This window comes from Streptomyces sp. LS-MS-L19 (assembly GCF_058382285.1).
The window spans coordinates 5,553,337-5,572,886 of sequence record NZ_JBYCLL010000001.1; the positions used below are offsets into that span (position 1 = coordinate 5,553,337).

Consider the following 19,550-nt stretch of genomic DNA (forward strand, 5'->3'; position numbering starts at 1 on the left):
CGATGCCGCCGGGGCTCAGCCCGCGGCGCTCAGCCTGACGTCGCCGCCGTCCGTGTGCAGCGTGATCTTGCGGGCGGCCGCGGGGTCGGTCTTGATGTCGACCTTCGACGAGCCGCCGTTGCTGGTGGCCTTCACCGCGTACGCCTCGGCCCCCGGCACCTGCACCGACACGTCGCCGGCCCGGGTGTCGATGTCCACGGTGTCCGGCGCCGTGGTGAACCGGGCGTCGATCGCGCCGCCGTTGCCGTCCACGGTGAACCGCTTGGAGGTGACCCGGTCCGCGGTGACCTTGCCCCCGCCGGACTTCACCTCGAGGGCGCCGGCGAGCCCGGACACCGACACGTCCCCGCCCTTGCTGTCCAGGACGGCCGCGAGCGCCTTCGGCACCTCCAGGGTGTAGTCCACCGTGCACTTGGAGGACCCGCCGTCCTCGAGGCAGCCGTCCCCGGGGGTCAGCAGCAGCGTGCCGCCCCGCGTGGTGTGCTCCGTCTCCGGCTTGTCACCGCTGTACGTCACCTTCTCGGTGACCCTGACCTTGGTGCCGTCACCGGCGACGACCTTGATGTCACCGCCCGGGGTCCGCACGTCGAGCGCCGACACCGTCCCCTTCACGTCGTACGAGGTGCTCGTGCTCTTGGATCCCTCCTGACCGACCTCGCAGCCGGTGGCGAGCACGCCGGCGGCGAGCGCGAGGACGGCGGCGGACAGGTGGCGGACGCGGAGCTTCATGATGGCCTCTTCTTCTTTCGGTGCTCTGGATGACGTCAGGTCTTCAGATCTGCGCAGGTGCGGGGCGGGGGCTAGGAGACGGGGCGGCGGTTCACGCACCGGCCGCCCTCGCGGTAGGAGGCGTGGGAGAAGGAGCCCGGGGTCTGGGCGACCCACACGCCCCCGACGACCTGGGCCCGGACGACGGAACGGGTGGTCCCGGTGCCGGGGAGCGGGCCGCTGAACACCACGGTCGGCGCGGCCCCGCCGGCCGGCAGACGCCCGGCCACCAGCGAACGCTGCGGGCACGTCTCGACATAGCTCTGGGTGTTCGCGACCGTCGACATGTGGACTCCCGAGTGACTTGGCCCCGCTGCTGCGGCGCTCCGGCTGCTGACTCAACAAAACCGTGCGTCGGGGGTCCGGCACATTGCGGCGGAACCGAGTCTTCGGGGTAGGGCCAGGCATACCCCGGAAGTAGAACTGGGCTGCTGGGCGCGGGGGGCACCCGATTTCTACGGTGGAGTCATGGCAATCCTGGAAGCGACATCGGTGTGGGGGGCGGTCCGCCGCCCCGGGTTCCTGTTCTCGTCCTGGCCGTGGCGGGCGACCGCCTATCTGCTGAGCAGTGCCCCGGTGGGCCTGGCCGGGCTGCTCGCGATCCTCACCGCGTTCGCGGTGGGCGGCGCGCTCTCCGTCGTGGTCGTGGGGGTTCCCGTCCTGCTGGCGGCCCTGTTGTCCGGTGTCCCGATGGGCGTGGTGGAGCGGCGCCGGCTGCGGATGGTCGGCCACCGCGCCCTGCGCGACCCGCACGAGGATCCCGAGGAGCCGGGGCTCGGCCCCTGGTGCAGGAAGCGGTTCTGCGAGGCCGCCAGCTGGCGGGAACTGGCGTACACGCTGCTGTTCGTGACCGTGCTGTGGCCGCTCGACCTGCTGGCCGTGGTCTTCGCGTTCGCCGTTCCGCTGGGCCTGATGGCCACCCCGTACATGCTGGCCGCGTACGGCGGCGGCGAGTCCACGATGGCGCTGAAGCAGTGGGCGGTCACCTCCTACCCGCAGGCCTGGGCCTTCGCCGTCCTCGGGGTGCTGCTGCTGCCGGTGGCGGCCTACGCGCTGACCGTGGTGGCCGGCGCCCGGGCCGGCTGGGCGCGGACTCTGCTGACCTGACCGGGCACGGGGCCTCATCCGCCAACCTCCCTCCGCGCCGCTCACGTTGATCCATTCAACGGGGCGGCGCGTCGGCCTGCCCGGCGTGTCAGCTGGCAGCACCCTGCCCCGGCAGGACGTTGCGAGCGGCCCGCCCGGGGCGTCAGCAGCGGGCCCCCGCCAGCGAGCGGGCGAACATCAGGACCACCTCGTGGAAGCGGTACTGCGGCAGCCCCGTGGCGCCCACGCCCGCCATCTCCAGCAGGGACACATCGGTCAGCCGCTCCAGGAAGTCCTCCGCCGCCTGCTCCGGGATCCCGAACAGCCGCCCCGCCGTGACCGCGGGGAACGGCCCGCGCCCGAGCGCGGTCAGCTCGGCGAGGAGCTCGTGCTCCCGCGCGCTGAAGCCGCGCATCGAGGACAGCACGGACTGCCGTACGTCGAGGTCCCCGAAGCGCAGTTCGTGCAGGCGGGTGTCCTCCTTCGCGAGCCGGTCCGCGAGCCGTGTCGCCGACCAGTACGGCCGGGACGCGAGGCGCGCGCCGGCGACCCGCAGGGCGAGCGGCAGCCCCCCACAGGAGGCCACGATCGCGGCGGCCGCCTCGTGTTCGACCGCGATGCGCCGCACGCCGGCGACCGCCGCCAGCAGGGCGAGGGACTCGCCCTGGTCCATCGGCGCGCATGCCGTCGTGTGCGAACCGGACACCGCGCACAGCCGGGTCCGCCCGGTGACCAGCACCGCGGCCGAGGCGCTGCCCGGCAGCAGGGGATCGAGCTGGAGATCACCGGCCGCGTTGTCGAGGAGGATCAGCAGCCGCTTGCCCGCCGTGCGGGTGCGGTACAGCCGCACCAGCTCGTCCAGGTCGGCGGGCGGGCCGTCGAGCGCCGCGACGGGCTCACCGAGTCCGCGCAGCAGCCGTACCAGGATCTCGGCCGGGTCCTTGGGCGTGCCGTCCGCGTGGCACAGGTTCGCGTACAGCTGCCCGTCCGGGAAGTGCTGGACGCTGGCGTGCGCGGCGTGCACGGCGAGCGCCGTCTTGCCCACCCCCGCCATGCCGGTGATCAGCATGCGCTGCGGCCGGAACGCAGGCCGCCGGCCCGCGGGCGGCGGCGCCAACTGCTTCAGGAGTACGGCGAGTTCCTGCTCCCGGCCGGTGAAGTCGGCGATGTCGGCGGGCAGCATCGCCGGGGGCGCGACCTGTGACGTGCGCGCCTGCGTGACCGTGAACGGCCGACCGCCCGGGTTCTGCGGGGTGTTCGCGTGCGGCGCGGACGCCGCCGCCGAGGCCGTCGGCCGGGGCAGGTCGAGGGTGCTGTTGAGCACCGCCTGGTAGGCGGCGTTCAGGTCGGCGCCGGGATCGACGCCCAGTTCCTCGGCGAGCGTGCGGCGGCCCTGCCGGTAGACGTGCAGCGCGTCGGCCTGCCGGCCGCACCGGTACAGCGCGGTCATCAGCTGGGCGCGCAGCCGTTCCCGCAGCGGGAACTCCGCCATCAGGCCGATCAGTTCGGGAACCAGCTGCTGGTGCCGGGAGAGGGCGAGGTCCGCCTCGATGCGGTGTTCCAGCATGGCGGTGCGCGCCTCCTCCAGCTGCGGCAGTTCCGCGTCGGCCAGGAAGGACGTGACGTTGGCGAGCGCGGGGCCGCGCCACAGGTCCAGGGCCCCGCTCAGCAGGTCGTGCGCGTCCTGGTGGCGCCGCTCGGCGAGTGCCGTCCGGCCGAGCCTGCCGAGCCGCTCGAACTCCGCGGTGTCCAGGCGCGCGTCGTGGGTGAGGATGAGGTAGCCGGGCGGACGGCGTACCAACTCCACCTCGGAGCCGAGGAGTTTGCGGAGCCGGGAGATGTACGTATAGATCTGGGCGCTCATGGTGGCGGGCGGGTCCCAGCCCCACAGCAGCGCACTCAGCCGGTCGTCGGTGACGATCTTGCCGCGGGCGAGCAACAGGGCGGCGAGCACGGTGTGCACCTTCGCCCCCGACATGGAGACGCGCCGTTCGCCCTGCCTTGCTTCCACCGGACCGAGAAGCCGGAAATCCATGAGTCCCCCACTCACTGCCATGCACTGCTGTCGAAAAAGGCCGGCGGATTGCCGAAGCCTTCTGCTGCACCATTCTTCGAAGCTGTGACCTGGTAGGTCATCAGCGGCGGATGGCAAGAGGCTGCGGTGGCAAAAGGCTGCACGTTCGTTCCCCCCTTCACAGTCCCGGGCTGAAACCCATGCCGTAGCCGACGAGCACGAAGGTCGGCGCCCACACCGCGCTGCTCACGACGGACCAGGTCAGATAGGACCGCACGGACATTCCCGAGACCCCGCACAGGGTCGGTACGAGGGTGCGCAGCCCTGCCGTGAACCGCCCCACGAACACCGCCCGGCCGCCGTGCCGCTGGATGGCGGAAAAAGCGCGGGCGGCGGCGCGGGACCGCAGCAGCCGGCGCGGGACACGGTCCAGGAGCCGGGTGTTCCAGCGCCGCCCGGCCGCGTAGCCGAGGCCGTTGCCGAGGACCGCGCCGAGCAGCGCGGTGACCACGATCCAGCCGAGCGGGACCCGGCCGTGATGCGCCAGCACGCCGCCCATCACCACCGCGGTCTGCCCCGGGAGCAGCACGCCGATCAGCGGCAGCGCCGCCTCCAGGGCCGGCAGCAGCAACACCGCCGCCAGGACCCCCCAGGTCCCGAACACCAGGGTGTTCTCGGTCAGCCACGTCATCATCTCCGGCCCCCTTCAGCCGCCTCCCAGACAACCGCGCGGGCCCGCGAGGATCACGACCACTGGGCTGAGTCCTGAGGTAGGGCAGGCCCTACCCCCGACCCTCGGTCTGGAGGGATGGCTCCGGCAGAGAACCGCCTTCTACCGTGAGGCCATGCGCTCACTCAACGTGTGGCAGGCCCTGACCCGCTCCGGCTACCTGCGCTCCGGCTGGCCCTGGCGGGCCGCCGCCTACCTCCTCAGCAGCGCCCCCGTCGGCATCGTGGTGCTGCTGGCGATCGTCCTCGCGGCGGCGGTCGGCAGTGCGCTGGCCGTCGTACTGGTCGGGCTGCCGCTGCTCGCGCTGCTCGCCCTGTCCGGGCTGCCGGTGGCGGCTGTGGAGCGGCGGCGGCTGCGGCTGGTCGACCGGCGTCCCGCTCCCACCCCGCACCGGGTGCCGGACGAGCCGGGCCTGATGGCATGGGTGCGCACCCGGTTCCGGGAACAGGAGACCTGGCGGGAGCTCGGTTACACGCTGGCGTTCGCGACGGTGCTGTGGCCGCTCGATCTGCTGGTGTTCGTCATGGCGCTCGTCGTGCCGGTGGGCCTGGTGGCGACCCCGGTCCTGATGGCGACGGTCGGGGACGGCGAGGAGGCGCCCGTGCTGAAGATGTGGACGGCGACCAGCTGGCCCGAGGCCTTCGCCGTCGCCGTCGCCGGCCTGCTGCTCTTCGCCGTCAGCGCGTATGCGATCGGCGCCGTGGCGGTGGGCCGCGCCGAACTCACCCGGCTCCTCATCGCGCCCGTGGAGACCGACCTGGGGGAGAAGGTCACCGAACTCGTGCGCTCCCGGGTCCGGTTGGTCGACGCGTTCGAGGCGGAGCGCCGCCGGATCGAGCGCGACCTGCACGACGGAGCCCAGCAGCGCATCGTCGCCCTGACCATGGCGCTCGGCCTGGCCCGTCTCGACGCCCCGCCCGGCCCGCTGGCCGACCAGCTCGCCAAGGCCCACGACGAGGCCGGCAAGGCGCTGGCCGAGCTGCGGGAGCTGATCCAGGGCATCCATCCGAAGGTGCTCGCCGACTTCGGGGTGGGCGCGGCCGTCGCCGACGCCGCCGACCGGTCGGTGGTGCCGGTGGACGTCTCGGTGGATCTGCCGTCGCGGCTGCCCGAAGCGGTCGAGGCCGCCGCCTACTTCGTGGTCTGCGAGGCGCTGGCGAACGTCGCCAAGCACAGCGGGGCGGCGCGCGCCGAGGTGACCGGCCGGCACGCGGACGGGTGGCTCGTCTTCGAGGTACGGGACGACGGCTGCGGCGGCGCGGACGTCCAACGGGGCAGTGGGCTCACGGGACTTGCGGACCGGGTGTCCGTACTGGATGGCAGACTGACCCTGTCCAGCCCTGCCGGGGGCCCGACCCTACTGCGTGTGGAGATCCCTTGCGAGCCGACCGAGCGCTCCGTGTAGTCCTGGCCGAGGACAGCGTGCTGCTCCGCGAAGGACTGATCGGCCTGCTCGGCCGCTTCGGCCACGAGGTGGTCGCGGCGGTCGGTGACGCGGAGGCACTGATGGCGGCCGCAGCCGAGCACACCCCCGACATCGTCGTCACCGACGTACGGATGCCGCCGGACTTCAAGGACGAGGGGCTGCACGCCGCCGTACGGCTGCGGGAGGCCCAGCCCTCGCTGTCGGTCCTGGTGCTGAGCCAGTACGTCCAGCGCAGTTACGCGTCCGAGCTCCTCGACTCCGGGGACGGCTCCGGCGTCGGCTATCTCCTCAAGGACCGGGTCGGCCAGGTCGAGGAGTTCCAGTCGGCCCTCCTGGAGGTCGCCGGGGGCGGCACGGTCGTCGACCCGGAGGTCGTCCGCCAGCTGCTGCGCCGTCGGCGTGACCCGCTCGAACGCCTCACGGCCCGCGAGCGCGAGGTCCTGGCCCTGGTGGCGGAGGGCAAGTCCAACACGGCGATCGCCCGCCAACTCGTCGTCTCCGAGGCGGCGGTGGGCAAGCACATCGGCAACATCCTCATGAAACTGGACCTCCCGCAGGCGGACGAGACACACCGCCGGGTCCTCGCGGTTCTCGCCTACCTCCGGGCCTGATGCCGTATATGGCTGCGCCATAGCCCCCGAGGCCAGGCTGTGCCCGCCCCGCGCACCCCGCGCAGGGCGCCCACACAGCCCCCGGAGGCTCCCGATGCGCAGCCGTCTCGCCACGCCCCTCGCCGCCGCAGCCCTCGCCGTGCCGCTCGCCCTCGCCGTAGCGGCCGCCCCCGCCCAGGCCGCCCCCGCCGACAAGCCGCAGCTGCTGAGCAGTTGGACCCAGACCAGCGCGAGCAGCTACGACTCCTGGGCGACGGCGCGCAACAACCAGGCCTCCTACAGCGCGTACGGCTTCGACTGGTCGACCGACTACTGCACCACGTCCCCCGACAACCCCTTCGGCTTCCCTTTCCAGATGTCATGCGCACGTCATGACTTCGGCTACCGCAACTACAAGGCCGCGGGCTCCTTCGACGCCAACAAGTCCCGCCTGGACAACGCCTTCTACGCGGACCTCAAGCGGGTGTGCACCGCCTACTCGGGCGTCAAGCGCACCTCCTGCGACGCCTCGGCATGGACCTACTACCAGGCGGTCGACAAGCTGGGCTAGGCCGCGGGGTCATCACTAACCGGACAGGACGAAAGGCCCGTCACCGAACAGGGCGGGACGGGCCTTCGTCGAGGTAAAGGCAGCTTTCGCTGCTGGGTAAATACGTGCTGGGTGAATACGTGCCGGGTCAATACGCGCTGGGTCAATACGCGCTGGGCTTACCGGGGTTACTCCGACGGCAGCGGCAGGACGCTGTCCCAGCTCGGGTCTTCCTGCACGGTGTCCCAGCTCGGGTCCTGGGGAGCGGAGTCCCAGCTGGGGTCTTCCTGCACGGTGTCCCAGCTCGGGTCCTGGGGAGCGGAGTCCCAGCTGGGGTCTTCCTGGACGCTGTCCCAGCTCGGGTCCTGCGGAGCGGAGTCCCAACTCGGGTCCCCCTGGACAGCGTCCCAGCTGGGGTCCTGCGGCGCCGCCACTACCACCCCCGCAGCCGGGGACGCCCCCGCCGCGTGAGCGACGGCCCCCGCGGCCGGCGCACCGAACACGACGGCGACGGTGGCGACGACGACAAAACCCCTGCGCACAACGCTGACCTTCATGAAGACCCCCTGGATAGCTTTTCCGAAAGACCGGAAAAGAAAGACAATGAGCGGGCAGGCATATTCCATCGGAATTACCGTGAACGCCCTCCGCCTTTCCGGTGGGCGCCCCCCGATGAATTAGATTCTTGTCCGTCGCCCACCCCTGCCACCAGGGCAATCGCATGTCAGGGTGCTGCGCTGGCAGTAGCTTGACAGCGGATCACCGCGTTCCGATTCAGCGGCCGGAAGTATTCCGTTTTTCCCTGTGTAGAAGAAGTAAAGGTGAAGGGCCTAAAGCTGGTTCCGACGCGCACACAAGAACCCGGCAGAGGAGTACGCACAGCCGGCCCGGCAACGGGCCCACCGCCACCCCGCCCCACGCAGAGGCCGGAACTTGCCACGCACACCGCCGGCTGCACCTGAGCACAAGCGCTCACACACCGACGGGACCGCCACCGCCGCGAAAGGCACGGCGACCACCGCCTACCCCGACCGCTAGGCGCGCAGCGCTCGGAGCCCCACAGGCACGCAGGTAACCCAACCCACGTACACAGGAGCCGAAATGTCCACCACCCAGCCCCCACGCCCCCTGTTCACCGTAAAGCGCGGCACCCCAGACGCCACCGAACTGGCCGCCCTCACCGCAGTCCTCCTCACCCGCGCCAGACACCCCCACCCACCCACCACCCCCACCCCCCGCCCAACCTGGCCCGCCCCGTCCTACCGAGTCCCCGGCGACTGGCGCCACTGACTACCCCCCGAGCGGCCCGGCAGCACCGACACCCGGTACACGCAGACCAAGCACCTGCGCGCTGCGGGCCCCAGAGCATGAGCGAACACCCCGCCCTGCCTCGGTCTCGCCCGCCGCCGATCCGACGTGCTCTTCGCGATGCTCCACGACGGCGAGCACCTTGCCCTTCCCAACCCGCTCGTGCTCGGCTGGCTCCATGGCGGCAGAAGAATCCGAGCACATGCAGCTCATCCACCGCTGGCTGGCCGGCGAGGTGGTCAACAACCACGTCGGCATCAAGGTCGTCGGAGGCCCGTCCAACGGCCGAACAAAGATCGTGCAACTCGGCCCGGACGGGTCACCTCCCGCCCAATTCCGCACCTCCGGCGGCCGGGCAGAACCCGACCACCACCTCTACGAGGCAGTCCGCTCCACCGACACCCCAGCAGGCTGGGTCTACTCACACCTCGGCATCGCCGCCACACCCACAGGCTTGCCCGAAGAGACAGGGGCCCCAGATCCTGCTCCACCTCTCCGGCGCGCTTTGCCGTCCACGCAGCCTGCCCCCCAACGGTTGGAGGGAGCCCCGTGTCGCCGATTGCGGAAGTCCGTCACGCCGAGTCAGACGTCTGATCGGCATTCGCCGGGGTCGCGACGAGAGACTGCAGCGCGCGGACAAAACACCCGGCGTCCGTGCTGGAGAGAGGGGCGAGGAATCGGCGTTCGATCTCCTGGCGGGCGAGTTCGGCGTCGCGAAGGCGCTCCCGTCCGGACGACGTCAGCCGCACGATGTTCTTGCGCCGGTCCTGGGGACTGCGCCGCCTCTCGACGAGTTCCTTGCCCTCCAGGGCGTCGATGAGGGCCACCATCGTGGTGCGGTCGACACCCAGCTTCCCCGCCGCTTCCAGCTGGGACAGCTCGTCATGCGCGTCGAGGACGGCGAGAACCGCCAGTTCACGGCCGTCGATCCCGTGCGGCGCCAATGCCCGCGCGGACTCCTCGGTCAGCCGCAGGTACGCGTGCTTGAGCAGGTAGCCGAGGCGGGAGGCGAGAACCTCGGGCGGGACGTCGCGAGTCATGGCCGCAGCGTATCCAGAGACTGATAGTCAGTAACACTGATGATCATCTACAGTGATGGTTGCGTCGCCGTCAACGGCGGCATGCCGACTCGAAGGGCGCGTGGCAAGGATGTCCGACCAGCACCCCCTCCCCGTGACATTCGGAATCAAGACCACCCCGATGCGCGTCCCCTACCAGGACATTCTCCGCGTGTGGCAGGAGGCCGACGAGCTGCCCGACATCGCGGACGCCTGGCTGTGGGACCACCTCATGCCGATCGTCGGCCCGAAGGACGGGCAGATCCTCGAAGGATGGTCGCTGCTGAGCGCCCTGGCAGCCAGGACCCAGCGGCTGCGCCTGGGCCTGCTCGTGACGAGCAACCGGATCAGGCCGCCCGCTGTCCTCGGCAAAATCGCCACCACAGTCGACGTGATCTCCGGAGGCCGCCTGATCATGGGCCTCGGCGTGGGCGGCACCCTGCAGCCACCCGGCGCGGGCGGCATCGCCGGCGCGAACCCGGCCGTCGCGGAATACGCGGCCTACGGCCTCCCACTCGTCCCGCCCGCCGAAGGCATCGCCCGCCTGGAGGAAACCATCACCATCCTCCGCGGCATGTGGACGCGGGACGTCTTCGACTTCCACGGGCGCTACAACACCCTGACCGGCAACCACAACGAGCCGAAACCCGTGCAGCAGCCAGGACCACCCCTGCTGATCGGCGGCTGGGGAAACAGGACGCTCCGCCTGGTCGCCGAGCAGGCCGACATCTGGAACATCCCCGGACCGCCGCACAACACCCTGGACTACATCACCGAGCGCAGCGCCGTTCTCGACGACCACTGCGCCGCCATCGGCCGTGATCCGCGCACGATCACGCGCTCCGTGCAGTACATCGTCTCCTACGACGACCCGGCCACCGACCGCAAGGCCATCACGGACCTCATCGCCGCAGGCATGACGCACATCGTGCTGAGCCTGCGGAGCCCCTATCCCCCACAAGCCGCCCGATGGCTCACCAACGAGATCATCACACCCGTGCGCGGCACAACCGAAGAACCCTGATGACAGAACCGCCCACCACCGGCAAGACGCTCCCCCTGCCGTGGGCTGGCGTGCCTCTCACCTGTGCTGATGGTCCGCAGGCGTTTCCGGCGTGTCCGCCGCTGTGGGTGGGCGTCATCACGCAGTCAGACACTCACGTGGGGCCCGGTCTGCCGACCTGGCTCGGCATCCGCCGTCCGGCTGCCGCCCTGAGGACCCGGCCAAGAACGCGTCGGCCATGCTTCTGTTCCAGACCGCTCTCGTCGATCCCCTTCTGCAGCACGGCCTGACTCACCTCGCAAGCGTCTCGCAGATCCGCTCCCTCAGCGTCAGCGGTAGGGCACCAGTCAAGTGCCGGCCCGTTCGCACGAACACGCTCAACCAGCCGCAACCGAGCTGCGTACACGCTGAGTTGCAGTGCGACCAACCCCCGCGGGAGCTCGATGTCGACCATGAGCGAAGGGCAGGTACCGGACGCTCGGCTCGGGAAGCTGCGAGCATCTGCGGCTGCTTCGGGTTCCGGCCTGGGCGAACGGACGAGGTGCGACCACTCGGAGCCAGCTCGTCCCCTGGCCGCGATGAGCCAAGCCAGTACCTGCTCGGTCAACGGGCCCGTCGTCGGGGCCTTCGTCGTTCCAGTACGTGCGCCAGCCTCTCGCCGTCTGGCGCACAGGAGACACCAGGACCCGCAAGTCCCGGCGCGCTGCGTAATTGCCCTCTTACTTCAGCAACGCCAGAGGGCCCTCACTGATTCAGTGAGGGCCCTCTGAACTGCTATCCAGCTGTCGGGGTGGCGGGATTTGAACCCACGACCTCTTCGTCCCGAACGAAGCGCGCTGCCAAGCTGCGCTACACCCCGATCGTCGCTGCTTGTCGCGGCGACGTCGTTTACTTTAGCCCACCGGTGGCTGGAGACGAAATCCGGTTTTGGCGCGGTGGCGGATGGGGTTCGGGCGGGCGTGGTCGAGGGCGACCAGGAGGATCGCGAGGGCGTAGATGGACAGGCCGAGGAGGAGGGCGTTGCCCAGGACGCTCTTGTAGCCGTGGAGGTCGACGTCCAGGAAGGGGTAGAGGTAGCGGCCCGGCGTGCCCGGCAGGATCAGTTCGCCTCGGGTGAAGGTGAACAGCAGGTAGGCCAGGGGATAGAGGAGCCAGCTCGCCGCCTGCCGCAGGTGCAGGCGGCCCGGTGCCGTCAGGAACAGCCAGTCCGCCGCTGCCGCCGCCGGGATCGCCGTGTGCAGCAGGTGCGTGGTCACCGCGTGCCAGCCCGTCGGGTTCGCCGCCGCGCCCGTCAGGGCGAACGGGCTCGACGCGTTCGTCAGGAGCAGGTGGTACACCAGTCCCGTGATCGTGGCGTAGAGCAGTGTCGCGCCCGTCAGAGCCGAGGGCAGGGGGCGACGGGCCTTCCACGCCCGGCGGGCCGACAGCAGGAACACCGCGGCCACGAGGACCGCGCTCTGCACCGAGAAGTAGCTCAGGGCGCGGATCGGGCTGCTCAGCAGTATTTCCAACGTCACGGTCGCCACGGCGACCAGTGCCACCAGTACGCGGAAGACGGCGGCCACGGGGTGACGTACGGGAGTCACCACCGCCGTCGCGGGGACGGGGGAGGGCAGGAAGGCGGGCACGCCCGGGATGGCGGGGAGGTCCGGGATGTCCCTGGGTATCGGCGCGGTCATGCCCTCACGCTAGACAGGGAGGGCAAAAGGGGCGATACGGGCGGTCCGTGCGGGTTAATCCAGCCGCCCGCCACAGCGCTCAGCTCAGCTCCCGTGGCCGGCCGACTCCGCCCGTCCAGCCAACCCGACCCGATCCACTCCCGCCCCTACCCCCGCTCCACCCCCACCCCTACCCCCGCCCTTACCCCCGCGCCACCAACGTCAGCAACGACACCTCCGGCGGGCAAGCGAACCGCACCGGTGTGTACCGGTTCGCCCCGCACCCCGCCGACACGTGCAGATACGACGTCCTGCCCTCCGCCGTGTGCCGGGACAGGCCCTTGACCCGGTCGGTGTCCAGGTCGCAGTTGGTCACGAACGCGCCGTAGAAGGGGAGGCAGACCTGGCCGCCGTGGGTGTGGCCGGCCAGGATCAGCGGGTAGTCGTCGGCGGCGAAGGCGTCCAGGACGCGGAGGTACGGGGCGTGGACCACGCCCATCGAGAAGTCCGCCGCGGCCGACGGACCGCCCGCCACCTCCGCGTACCGGTCCCGCTTGATGTGCGGGTCGTCCAGGCCCGTCAGCTCCACCGACACGCCCTCGATCTTCAGCATGCCCCGCGTGTTCGTGAGGTTCTGCCAGCCCGCCGCGTCGAAGCCGTCCCGCAGGTCCTCCCACGGGTTGTGGACGACCCTCACGGCGGGCGGGTTGCCGTTCAGGCCGTGGCGGCCCTGGGCCTTCTCGTACAGATAGCGGACGGGGTTGCGGAACATGGGCCCGTAGTAGTCGTTCGAGCCGAAGACGTACGCCCCCGGGAACTCCATCAGCGGGCCCAGCGAGTCCAGCACCTCCGGCACGGCCTCCGGGTCCGACAGGTTGTCGCCCGTGTTGATCACGAAGTCGGGGCGCAGGCCCGCCAGCGAGCGCAGCCAGCGCTGCTTCTTGCGCTGGCCGCCGACCATGTGGATGTCGGAGACCTGAAGCACCCGCAACGGGCGCATACCGGCAGGCAGGACGGGGACCGTCACCCGTCGCAGGCGGAAGGAGCGGGCTTCGAAACCCGCGGAGTAGGCCAGTCCGGCGGCGCCAACCGCCGCGATTCCCAGGGGGACTCCGTATCGCGCGCGCATGCCTCCATCGTGTCAGATCGCGACGGCATCCTTGACCGGCCGCCGCCCGCACGGTAAATGGGCGCGCGCCCGTCCTCCGGCACCTGCGACAATCACACCCATGACCACGCTCAAGTCGAAGCTGCAGGAAGACCTCAACGCCGCGATCAAGGGGCGCGACGAGCTGCGCTCCTCGACGCTCCGGATGACGCTCGCCGCGATCACCAACGAGGAGGTCGCGGGCAAGGAGAAGCGCGAGCTCTCCGACGACGAGGTCCTGAAGGTGATCACCAAGGAGGCGAAGAAGCGCCGCGAGGCCGCGGACGCCTTCGCCAAGGGTGGTCGGGCCGAGTCCGCCGAGCGGGAGAAGGCGGAGGGCGGGGTGCTCGCCGAGTACCTGCCCAAGCAGCTCAGCGACGACGAGCTGAACGCCATCGTGGCCCAGGCCGTCGAGGAGGCGAAGGCCGCCGGCGCCGAGGGGCCGCGGGCCATGGGCGCCGTCATGAAGATCGTGAACCCGAAGGTCGCGGGCCTCGCTGAGGGCGGCCGGGTCGCCGCGGCCGTGAAGAAGCTCCTGGCCGGCTGACGGCCACCGGCAACGCCGGCCACAACAAGACGAACGGCCCCTTGACCGTCGTAGGAGATCAGTCCTTACGACGGTCAAGGGGCCGTCTCATGTCGTGCGGGCGTCAGCGGCGGCCCGTGCGGGCGTCAGCCCCGCCCACCCCCGTTCCCGTTCCCCCCGTTGTTCTGCCCCTGGAGGAAGCCCTCCGGGATCGAGAAGCTCGGGTTCGGGAAGGTGGTGTTGCCGTCGTCACCGCCGTCATTGCCGCCGTTGTCGTTCCCGCCGTTGTCGTTCCCGCGGTTGTCGCCGTTGTCCCCGTCGTCGTCGCCCTTGCCGGGGTCTTCCTTCTTCGGCATGTCCGGGATGTTGACGAGGTTGAAGCTCGGGGCGTCCTTGCCCTGCAGCGCGCCCTCCATCATGTCGCGCCAGATCGGGCCGGGGACCTTGCCACCGAACACCTTCTCGTTCCAGACGCCGCCGATCGTGATGTTCTGCATCTTGCGCTTGTGGGCGGGGTCGCCCACCCAGACCGCACCGGCCATGTTCGGCGTGTAGCCCACGAACCAGGCCGCGTAGCGCTCGTCGGTCGTACCCGTCTTGCCCGCGCTCGGACGGCCGGCGCCGAGGCCCGCCTCCGAACCCGTGCCGTCCTCGACCACGCCCTTGAGGAGCGTGTTGATGGTGTCCGCGGTGTTCTCCGACATCGCCCGCGAGCAGGTCGACTTCGGGACCTGGAGGGACTTCGACTTCTCACCGACCCGCTGGGTGATCGACTCGATGGCGACCGGGGTGCAGTACATCCCGCGCGAGGCGAAGGTCGCGTACGCGTTCGCCATGGTCAGCGGGGAGACCTCCTGGGTGCCCAGGGCGATCGACGGCCGCTGCTGGATCTTGCCGCCGTCGGCGCGCTCGATACCCATCTTCGCGGCCATCTCCGTCACCGGGCAGATGCCGATGTCGCTGATCAACGACACGTAGTAGGTGTTGACCGACTTGGCGGTCGCCGTCTTCATGTCGTACGGGCCGACCTCGGAGGTGTTCTCGTTGGTGACCGGGACGCCCTTCTCGTTCCAGACGCTGCCGTTGCACGCCTGAACCGGGGCCGGATAGTCCATCTTGTACGGCGAGGGGTAGATCTGCGTCGCCGGCTTGCCGCCCTCTATGGCGGCCGCGGCCACGATCGGCTTGAACGTCGAACCGGGCTGGTAGCCCGCCCCGCCGCCCATGTCCTGGTTGACCGAGAGGTTGAGCGTCGTCTCGTTCTTCTTGTTGTTGATGCCGTACGGCCGCGACTGGCCCATCGCGAGGATCTTGCCGGTGCCGGGCTGGACGATGGTCGCGGCGGTGGCCACCTGGTCCTTCTGGTAGACGTGCTCCTTGATGGACCGCTGGACCGACTTCTGGGCCTGCGGGTCCATCGTGGTGCGGATCGTCAGACCGCCCTGGTTCCAGACCTTGGCCCGGGCCTCCTTGGTCTTGCCGAAGACCGGGTCGGTCAGGAAGACCTCACGGACGTAGTCGCAGAAGAAGCCGGCGCCCTTGACCGCGGTGATGCAGCCGTTCTTCGGCTTGCTGACCTTGAGGCCCAGCGGCTGCTCCTTGGCCTTGTCGGCCTCCGCCTGGGAGACGTCGCCGACCTCGGCCATGCGCTGGAGCACGGTGTTGCGCCGCTTGGTCGCCTCGGCCTCGTCGTTGACGGGGTCGTAGCGGCTCGGGGACTGGACGATGCCCGCGAGCAGGGCCGACTGCTCGAGGTTGAGGTCCTTGGCGTGCTTGGAGAAGTAGCGCTGCGAGGCCGCCTCGACGCCGTACGCCTGCTGACCGAAGAACGTGATGTTCAGGTAGTTCTCGAGGATCTTCTTCTTGCCGAGTTCCTCTTCGAGCTGGATCGCGTACTTCAGCTCGCGGATCTTGCGGCCGATGGTCTGCTGGGTGGCCTGGGCGACCTTCGTCGGGTCGTCACCGGCCTCCTCGATCGCGACGTTCTTCACCAGCTGCTGGGTGAGCGTGGAGGCGCCCTGGGCGACCCCGCCGCTCTGGGCGTTCTTGTTGAGCGCGCGCAGCACGCCCTTCAGGTCGACCGCGCCGTGCTGGTAGAAGCGCGAGTCCTCGATCGCCACGATCGCCTTCTGCATGTACGGCGAGATGTCCTTGAGGTCCACCACCGTGCGGTCACGTGAGTAGACCGTGGCGATGGTGCCGCCCTCGGCGTCGAGGATCGTGGTGCGCTGGCTCAGCGGCGGGGTCTTCAGGTTGGCGGGGAGCTCGTCGAAGCTCTCCACCGACCCCTTGGCCGCGAGCCCCAGCGCACCGGCCGCCGGCAGCGCGATGCCGGCCATCACCGCCCCCGCGAGGACACTGACACCGAGGAACTTGGCGGCCTGCTGCGTGGGCGACAGACCGCCGCCCGAGCGCTTCTTCGACATAGGGGGCAGCCTAATCCGTCCTCATGAGCGTTCAGAGAGAGCCCATGTCACGGCATGGCGACGGAAGCGGGCACGACCGCGTCGGAGCGGGCATGGCGACGGCAGCGCCCTACCTTCCCATTCGCCGGACACGCGCACAGGCATTGGCCTAAGCTGCTCTCAACTGTCACAGCAGTAGGGCCACGTATCAATACGTCCGGCGACCCCGAATCGTTCCGGTCGTTTCTCAACTTTTTTGGTGAGGACGTGTCCGAATCCGCCTCGTGTGTCATCAGGTGCCCGTTGTGACGCAAGACAAGTGTCCTGGTTTGCCGGGATAGTCATGTATGTCGCGGGCTCACTCCCCCGGGTGATCTGCCGCTTACGCATAGTCCGTTCGGGCCATTCAAGATTGGGCCCGAAGGGGGTGTTGCGCTGTGCCTGCCTTCCGTAACGTCCTCAACTGGCGGCGGTGAATATGCCGCTGCCGCCGTGGGGGAGCCTCGATTCGGGAGAGGACGGCGCCGGTATGGGCTGGGTAGTCGACTGGAGTGCGCAGGCGGCCTGCCGCACTACCGATCCGGACGAACTGTTCGTCCAAGGAGCAGCGCAGAACAGGGCGAAGGCAGTGTGCACCGGATGTCCGGTACGCACGGAGTGCCTCGCCGACGCGCTGGACAACCGCGTCGAGTTCGGCGTGTGGGGAGGCATGACAGAGCGCGAGCGCCGCGCCCTGCTGCGCCGGCGGCCGACGGTCACGTCGTGGCGCAGGCTGCTGGAGACGGCGCGCGTCGAGTACGAGCGGGGGGTCGGCATCCTGCCCCTCGAGGACGACGAGATCTACGAGAACTACGCGGCGGTGAGCTGAGGGCGCAGCCCTCGGTCCCCCGGGTCGGCGTCGGCTGGGTCGGCGTCGGTGCGAGGGTTCCCGTCCGCGTGCGAGGGTCCCCGTCCACGGTGCGCCGTCTACGGTGCGAGCGCGCCGTCCACGGTGCCTGGTTCGGGCAGCTCCGGCCGCCCGGCCGCGAGCCGGTTTCCGATGTCCCGCAGCCCCGCGAGGTCATGCACGTCGCCGGGCAGCGCGGCCACTTCGGCCACCGCCACTTCGGGGTGGAGCGCGGTGAAGCGGTCACGCGTGCGCTGTTCGCGGGAGAGCAGTTGCATACGGTCGGCGTGCAGCCTCAACAGGCCTGCGGTGAGCCGGTCGGCGGTGCGCTCCGGGTCGACGGGGGAGTCCGACTCGGGAGCGGGTGATTCTGAACTGCCGTACGTGTCGGGAGAGTTACGAAGTCCAGCTTTCCCGCCCTCCTGATCGACAATGCGGGGCTCTTCAAGATTTTCCGCGGCGGCGAGCGCCCGCTCGGCCGAGAGCCGGTCGGCGCCGCTGCCGTGGACTCGGTTGAGCACCAGACCGGCCAGCGGCATGTCCTCCGCGGCCAGCCGCTCCACGAAGTACGCGGCCTCGCGCAGCGCGTCCCGCTCCGGGGCCGCCACCACCAGGAACGCCGTCCCCGGCGCCTGGAGCAGCTTGTACGTCGCGTCCGCGCGTGTGCGGAAGCCGCCGAAGGTGGTGTCCATGGCGGCCACGAACGTCTGCACGTCCTTGAGGAGTTGGCCGCCCAGCAGCTTGCCGAGGGTGCCGGTCATCATCGACATCCCCACGTTCAGGAACTTCATCCCCGCGCGGCCGCCGAGCTTGGCCGGGGCGGTCAGCAGCCGGATCAGCCGGCCGTCGAGGAAGGAGCCGAGCCGCTTCGGCGCGTCCAGGAAGTCGAGGGCGGAACGCGAGGGGGGCGTGTCGACGACGATCAGGTCCCACTCGTCCCGGGACCGCAACTGCCCCAGCTTCTCCATCGCCATGTACTCCTGCGTGCCCGCGAAGCCCGCCGAGAGCGACTGGTAGAAGGGGTTGCTCAGGATGGCGGCCGCCCGGTCGGCGTCCGCGTGCGCCTCGACGATCTCGTCGAAGGTGCGCTTCATGTCCAGCATCATCGCGTGGAGTTCGCCGTCGCCGTCCACGTCCTTCACGCGGCGCGGAGTGTTGTCCAGCGAGTCGATGCCCATGGACTGGGCCAGACGCCGGGCCGGGTCGATGGTGAGCACGACGACCTTGCGGCCCCGCTCGGCGGCGCGCAGCCCGAGGGCCGCGGCGGTCGTGGTCTTGCCGACACCGCCGGAACCGCAGCAGACCACGATGCGGGTCTTCGGGTCGTCGATCAGCGGGTCCAGGTCGAGGACGGGGGCGGGGGAGAGACGGTGGTGCCGGTCGTGCGCGTGGGCGTCCGGGCTCATGACATCCCCTGCTTCCGCAGCTCGGTGGCCAGTTCGTACAGTCCCGCCAGGTCCATGCCCTCGCTCAGCAGGGGCAGTTCGTGCAGGGGCAGACCGAGATCGCCCAGGACCGAGCGCTGTTCGTGTTCCAGCTCGTACCGCACGGCGTACTCCTCGGCCTGCTGGACCAGCGGGTCGACCAGCTTGTCGGCGTTGCCCCCGCGACGGGCGCCGCCGAGTCCGGCCGAGGACAGCGCCTTCGCCACGGCCGAACGCCGGGTGGTCCGTACGAGTTCCAGGTCGTCGCCGTCCAACACCTCCGGGCGCACCATGTTCACGATGATCCGGCCGACGGGGAGGCGGGCGGCCCTCAGTTCGGCGATGCCGTCCGCGGTCTCCTGGACCGGCATCTCCTCCAGGAGGGTCACCAGGTGCACGGCCGTCTCCTTGGACTTCAGCACCCGCATCACGGCCTGCGCCTGATTGTGTATCGGGCCGATCTTGGCGAGCCCCGCGACCTCGTCGTTGACGTTCAGGAAGCGGGTGATACGGCCGGTGGGGGGCGCGTCCATCACGACGTAGTCGTAGGCGAAGCGGCCGGACCTGTCCTTGCGGCGGACCGCCTCGCACGCCTTGCCGGTCAGCAGGACGTCCCTGAGGCCGGGGGCGATGGTGGTGGCGAAGTCGATCGCGCCGAGCTTCTTGAGGGCTCTGCCGGCGCCGCCCAGCTTGTAGAACATCTGGAGGTAGTCCAGAAGGGCCAGTTCGGGGTCTATGGCCAGTGCGTACACCTCCCCGCCTCCCGGAGCGACGGCGATCTTCCGCTCCTCGTAGGGCAGCGCCTCCGTTTCGAAGAGCTGCGCGATTCCCTGGCGACCCTCGACCTCGACGAGAAGCGTCCGCTTCCCCTCGGTGGCGAGGGCCAGCGCGAGGGCTGCGGCGACCGTGGTCTTTCCGGTCCCGCCCTTGCCGCTGACGACCTGGAGCCTGCTCACGTATTCGAGCGTAAC

The 19,550-nt window shown here is 70.2% G+C and carries 19 protein-coding genes, 1 tRNA gene and 1 pseudogene; 9 read left to right on the plus strand and 12 right to left on the minus strand.

Going from position 1 to position 19,550, the window contains the following annotated elements:
* Positions 1 to 15 precede the first annotated feature (15 nt).
* Both AC2XR2_RS24770 and AC2XR2_RS24775 read right to left on the minus strand, forming a co-directional pair.
* On the minus strand, positions 16 to 729 hold the full coding sequence (locus tag AC2XR2_RS24770; RefSeq protein WP_491516341.1) for a DUF4097 family beta strand repeat-containing protein: 714 nt from the start codon (positions 727 to 729) through the stop codon (positions 16 to 18).
* Between the two features lie 71 nt (positions 730 to 800).
* The gene (locus AC2XR2_RS24775) at positions 801 to 1,055 is read right to left on the minus strand and encodes a hypothetical protein (RefSeq protein ID WP_381300543.1); all 255 of its coding nucleotides are present in this window, start codon (positions 1,053 to 1,055) and stop codon (positions 801 to 803) included.
* Between the two features lie 181 nt (positions 1,056 to 1,236).
* On the opposite strand from AC2XR2_RS24775, the gene AC2XR2_RS24780 reads away from it, so the two are divergent.
* Entirely contained in the window at positions 1,237 to 1,875 is a 639-nt protein-coding gene (locus AC2XR2_RS24780; protein WP_330265393.1) for a sensor domain-containing protein, read from the plus strand.
* A 142-nt stretch (positions 1,876 to 2,017) separates the two neighbouring features.
* Here AC2XR2_RS24780 and AC2XR2_RS24785 read toward each other — a convergent pair whose 3' ends face one another.
* Positions 2,018 to 3,889, minus strand: a complete 1,872-nt coding sequence (locus tag AC2XR2_RS24785; protein ID WP_491516342.1) for an AfsR/SARP family transcriptional regulator — start codon at positions 3,887 to 3,889, stop codon at positions 2,018 to 2,020.
* A 157-nt stretch (positions 3,890 to 4,046) separates the two neighbouring features.
* On the minus strand, positions 4,047 to 4,562 hold the full coding sequence (locus tag AC2XR2_RS24790; protein WP_491516343.1) for a DedA family protein: 516 nt from the start codon (positions 4,560 to 4,562) through the stop codon (positions 4,047 to 4,049).
* 151 nt (positions 4,563 to 4,713) lie between these two features.
* Here AC2XR2_RS24790 and AC2XR2_RS24795 point away from each other — a divergent pair, with 151 nt between their 5' ends.
* The 3 genes from AC2XR2_RS24795 to AC2XR2_RS24805 all read left to right on the plus strand — a co-directional run bounded on the left by AC2XR2_RS24795 (position 4,714) and on the right by AC2XR2_RS24805 (position 7,185).
* The gene (locus tag AC2XR2_RS24795) at positions 4,714 to 6,003 is read left to right on the plus strand and encodes a sensor histidine kinase (RefSeq protein WP_449352576.1); all 1,290 of its coding nucleotides are present in this window, start codon (positions 4,714 to 4,716) and stop codon (positions 6,001 to 6,003) included.
* A complete protein-coding gene (locus AC2XR2_RS24800) occupies positions 5,976 to 6,635 on the plus strand; it encodes a LuxR C-terminal-related transcriptional regulator (RefSeq protein WP_381300539.1) in 660 nt (219 codons plus the stop codon). Before AC2XR2_RS24795 ends, AC2XR2_RS24800 begins: the two co-directional genes overlap by 28 nt.
* A gap of 94 nt (positions 6,636 to 6,729) precedes the next feature.
* Positions 6,730 to 7,185, plus strand: coding sequence for a phospholipase (locus AC2XR2_RS24805; RefSeq protein ID WP_449351507.1), 456 nt, complete (start codon positions 6,730 to 6,732; stop codon positions 7,183 to 7,185).
* A gap of 167 nt (positions 7,186 to 7,352) precedes the next feature.
* On the opposite strand, the gene AC2XR2_RS24810 is transcribed toward AC2XR2_RS24805, so the two are convergent.
* Entirely contained in the window at positions 7,353 to 7,721 is a 369-nt protein-coding gene (locus tag AC2XR2_RS24810) for a hypothetical protein (protein WP_491516344.1), read from the minus strand.
* Positions 7,722 to 8,265: 544 nt separating this feature from the next.
* Between AC2XR2_RS24810 and AC2XR2_RS24815 the strand changes: the two genes are divergently transcribed.
* Both AC2XR2_RS24815 and AC2XR2_RS24820 read left to right on the plus strand, forming a co-directional pair.
* On the plus strand, positions 8,266 to 8,454 hold the full coding sequence (locus AC2XR2_RS24815; RefSeq protein ID WP_491516345.1) for an acyl-CoA carboxylase subunit epsilon: 189 nt from the start codon (positions 8,266 to 8,268) through the stop codon (positions 8,452 to 8,454).
* A gap of 220 nt (positions 8,455 to 8,674) precedes the next feature.
* Positions 8,675 to 8,887 (plus strand): annotated as a pseudogene (locus AC2XR2_RS24820) (DUF8847 domain-containing protein); the annotation flags it as partial.
* 157 nt (positions 8,888 to 9,044) lie between these two features.
* On the opposite strand, the gene AC2XR2_RS24825 reads toward AC2XR2_RS24820, so the two are convergent.
* The gene (locus AC2XR2_RS24825) at positions 9,045 to 9,512 is read right to left on the minus strand and encodes a MarR family winged helix-turn-helix transcriptional regulator (protein WP_491516346.1); all 468 of its coding nucleotides are present in this window, start codon (positions 9,510 to 9,512) and stop codon (positions 9,045 to 9,047) included.
* 160 nt (positions 9,513 to 9,672) lie between these two features.
* Here AC2XR2_RS24825 and AC2XR2_RS24830 point away from each other — a divergent pair, with 160 nt between their 5' ends.
* On the plus strand, positions 9,673 to 10,554 hold the full coding sequence (locus AC2XR2_RS24830) for an LLM class flavin-dependent oxidoreductase (protein WP_491518490.1): 882 nt from the start codon (positions 9,673 to 9,675) through the stop codon (positions 10,552 to 10,554).
* Positions 10,555 to 11,318: 764 nt separating this feature from the next.
* On the opposite strand, the gene AC2XR2_RS24835 is transcribed toward AC2XR2_RS24830, so the two are convergent.
* The 3 genes from AC2XR2_RS24835 to AC2XR2_RS24845 form a co-directional block, all read right to left on the minus strand.
* A tRNA-Pro gene (locus AC2XR2_RS24835) sits at positions 11,319 to 11,392 on the minus strand.
* 34 nt (positions 11,393 to 11,426) lie between these two features.
* Positions 11,427 to 12,212: a Pr6Pr family membrane protein gene (locus AC2XR2_RS24840; RefSeq protein WP_381302736.1), complete on the minus strand. Its 786-nt coding sequence runs from the start codon at positions 12,210 to 12,212 to the stop codon at positions 11,427 to 11,429.
* Between the two features lie 181 nt (positions 12,213 to 12,393).
* On the minus strand, positions 12,394 to 13,320 hold the full coding sequence (locus tag AC2XR2_RS24845; protein ID WP_381302737.1) for a metallophosphoesterase: 927 nt from the start codon (positions 13,318 to 13,320) through the stop codon (positions 12,394 to 12,396).
* A 100-nt stretch (positions 13,321 to 13,420) separates the two neighbouring features.
* Between AC2XR2_RS24845 and AC2XR2_RS24850 the strand changes: the two genes are divergently transcribed.
* A complete protein-coding gene (locus AC2XR2_RS24850) occupies positions 13,421 to 13,885 on the plus strand; it encodes a GatB/YqeY domain-containing protein (RefSeq protein WP_330265365.1) in 465 nt (154 codons plus the stop codon).
* 125 nt (positions 13,886 to 14,010) lie between these two features.
* On the opposite strand, the gene AC2XR2_RS24855 is transcribed toward AC2XR2_RS24850, so the two are convergent.
* Positions 14,011 to 16,290 carry a transglycosylase domain-containing protein gene (locus tag AC2XR2_RS24855; protein ID WP_491516347.1) on the minus strand — a complete coding sequence of 760 codons (2,280 nt, stop codon included), beginning with the start codon at positions 16,288 to 16,290 and terminating at the stop codon, positions 14,011 to 14,013.
* A 508-nt stretch (positions 16,291 to 16,798) separates the two neighbouring features.
* Between AC2XR2_RS24855 and wblA the strand changes: the two genes are divergently transcribed.
* Positions 16,799 to 17,137, plus strand: a complete 339-nt coding sequence (gene wblA / locus AC2XR2_RS24860) for a transcriptional regulator WblA (protein ID WP_030324083.1) — start codon at positions 16,799 to 16,801, stop codon at positions 17,135 to 17,137.
* 98 nt (positions 17,138 to 17,235) lie between these two features.
* Here wblA and bagB read toward each other — a convergent pair whose 3' ends face one another.
* Both bagB and bagA read right to left on the minus strand, forming a co-directional pair.
* Positions 17,236 to 18,561 carry an ATPase BagB gene (gene bagB / locus AC2XR2_RS24865; RefSeq protein ID WP_381302739.1) on the minus strand — a complete coding sequence of 442 codons (1,326 nt, stop codon included), beginning with the start codon at positions 18,559 to 18,561 and terminating at the stop codon, positions 17,236 to 17,238.
* Positions 18,558 to 19,535, minus strand: coding sequence for an ATPase BagA (gene bagA / locus AC2XR2_RS24870; protein ID WP_381302740.1), 978 nt, complete (start codon positions 19,533 to 19,535; stop codon positions 18,558 to 18,560). The genes bagB and bagA overlap by 4 nt, the downstream gene beginning before the upstream one ends.
* Positions 19,536 to 19,550 lie beyond the last annotated feature (15 nt).

Bases quoted from the DNA above. Each gene is read 5' to 3' on its own strand.
- AC2XR2_RS24775 (WP_381300543.1), bottom strand. From the start codon at position 1,055: ATGTCGACGGTCGCGAACACCCAGAGCTATGTCGAGACGTGCCCGCAG.
- AC2XR2_RS24805 (WP_449351507.1), top strand. From the start codon at position 6,730: ATGCGCAGCCGTCTCGCCACGCCCCTCGCCGCCGCAGCCCTCGCCGTG.
- AC2XR2_RS24790 (WP_491516343.1), bottom strand. From the start codon at position 4,562: ATGATGACGTGGCTGACCGAGAACACCCTGGTGTTCGGGACCTGGGGG.
- AC2XR2_RS24855 (WP_491516347.1), bottom strand. From the start codon at position 16,290: ATGTCGAAGAAGCGCTCGGGCGGCGGTCTGTCGCCCACGCAGCAGGCC.
- AC2XR2_RS24825 (WP_491516346.1), bottom strand. From the start codon at position 9,512: ATGACTCGCGACGTCCCGCCCGAGGTTCTCGCCTCCCGCCTCGGCTAC.
- bagB (WP_381302739.1), bottom strand. From the start codon at position 18,561: ATGAGCCCGGACGCCCACGCGCACGACCGGCACCACCGTCTCTCCCCC.
- wblA (WP_030324083.1), top strand. From the start codon at position 16,799: ATGGGCTGGGTAGTCGACTGGAGTGCGCAGGCGGCCTGCCGCACTACC.
- AC2XR2_RS24850 (WP_330265365.1), top strand. From the start codon at position 13,421: ATGACCACGCTCAAGTCGAAGCTGCAGGAAGACCTCAACGCCGCGATC.
- AC2XR2_RS24815 (WP_491516345.1), top strand. From the start codon at position 8,266: ATGTCCACCACCCAGCCCCCACGCCCCCTGTTCACCGTAAAGCGCGGC.
- AC2XR2_RS24780 (WP_330265393.1), top strand. From the start codon at position 1,237: ATGGCAATCCTGGAAGCGACATCGGTGTGGGGGGCGGTCCGCCGCCCC.
- AC2XR2_RS24770 (WP_491516341.1), bottom strand. From the start codon at position 729: ATGAAGCTCCGCGTCCGCCACCTGTCCGCCGCCGTCCTCGCGCTCGCC.
- AC2XR2_RS24810 (WP_491516344.1), bottom strand. From the start codon at position 7,721: ATGAAGGTCAGCGTTGTGCGCAGGGGTTTTGTCGTCGTCGCCACCGTC.
- AC2XR2_RS24845 (WP_381302737.1), bottom strand. From the start codon at position 13,320: ATGCGCGCGCGATACGGAGTCCCCCTGGGAATCGCGGCGGTTGGCGCC.
- AC2XR2_RS24785 (WP_491516342.1), bottom strand. From the start codon at position 3,889: ATGGATTTCCGGCTTCTCGGTCCGGTGGAAGCAAGGCAGGGCGAACGG.
- AC2XR2_RS24795 (WP_449352576.1), top strand. From the start codon at position 4,714: ATGCGCTCACTCAACGTGTGGCAGGCCCTGACCCGCTCCGGCTACCTG.
- AC2XR2_RS24830 (WP_491518490.1), top strand. From the start codon at position 9,673: ATGCGCGTCCCCTACCAGGACATTCTCCGCGTGTGGCAGGAGGCCGAC.
- AC2XR2_RS24840 (WP_381302736.1), bottom strand. From the start codon at position 12,212: ATGACCGCGCCGATACCCAGGGACATCCCGGACCTCCCCGCCATCCCG.